The sequence below is a fragment of the Acetobacter sp. UBA5411 genome, assembly GCF_002409645.1.
Taxonomy (GTDB): Bacteria; Pseudomonadota; Alphaproteobacteria; order Acetobacterales; family Acetobacteraceae; genus Acetobacter.
The window spans coordinates 287,969-289,049 of record NZ_DHNR01000005.1; the positions used below are offsets into that span (position 1 = coordinate 287,969).

The window sequence follows — 1,081 nt, forward strand, 5'->3', positions numbered from 1 at the left end:
GGTGCGAAATATCGGGGTGAGTTCGAAGAACGCCTGAAAGCGGTTCTCAAGGAGATTGAGTCTGCCGAAGGACAGGTCATTCTGTTCATCGACGAAATGCATACACTTGTTGGTGCGGGTCGCTCCGATGGCGCGATGGACGCCTCCAACCTCATCAAGCCGGAACTCGCCCGTGGCACGCTGCACTGTATCGGTGCGACGACGCTCGACGAGTATCGCAAATACATCGAGAAAGACGCGGCGCTGGCCCGTCGTTTCCAGCCCGTGTTCGTTGGCGAGCCTTCTGTGGCCGACACGATTTCGATCCTGCGCGGCATCAAGGAGAAGTATGAACTTCACCACGGTATCCGCATCGCTGACGGCGCGCTTGTCGCCGCTGCTACGCTGTCGAACCGCTACATCACCGACCGCTTCCTGCCGGACAAAGCCATCGATCTGATCGACGAGGCTTCCAGCCGTCTACGGATGCAGATCGACAGCAAGCCGGAAGAACTCGATGAGCTAGATCGTCGTGTCATCCAGCTCAAGATCGAACGTGAAGCACTGCGCAAGGAGGATGACTCCGCCAGCCGTGATCGTCTTGAGAAGGTCGATGCCGAACTGGCCGAGCTGGAAGAGAAATCCGATGCGATGAACGCCGCTTGGCATGCGGAAAAGGATCGGGTCAACGCTGTTCAGAAGCTCAAGGAGCAGCTGGATGAAGCCCGTTCGCAGGTAGAAGTCGCACAGCGCAAGGGCGATCTGGGTCGTGCTTCGGAACTGATGTACAGCACCATTCCGCAGCTGGAAGCCAAGATCACCGAGGCGCAGAACGAGGAACAGAGTAATTCTGCCACTGACCTCGTCTCGCAGGCTGTCACCGAGCAGAGCATTGCCTCGGTCGTGTCCCGCTGGACCGGCATCCCCGTGGATCGCATGGTCGAAGGCGAGCGCGCCAAGCTGCTCCGCATGGAGGACGAGCTGCGTAAGCGGGTCGTTGGTCAGGAGCCTGCGCTCAAGGCCGTGGCTAACGCAGTCCGTCGTGCCCGTGCTGGTCTTCAGGACCCGAACCGTCCGATCGGTTCGTTCCTGTTCCTCGGCC

General features: G+C 59.7%; 1 protein-coding gene. It reads left to right on the forward strand.

What is annotated here, in order from left to right:
* The coding region (locus tag B3759_RS02115; protein ID WP_291363156.1) for an AAA family ATPase at positions 1-1,081 on the forward strand (1,081 nt) is incomplete at both ends.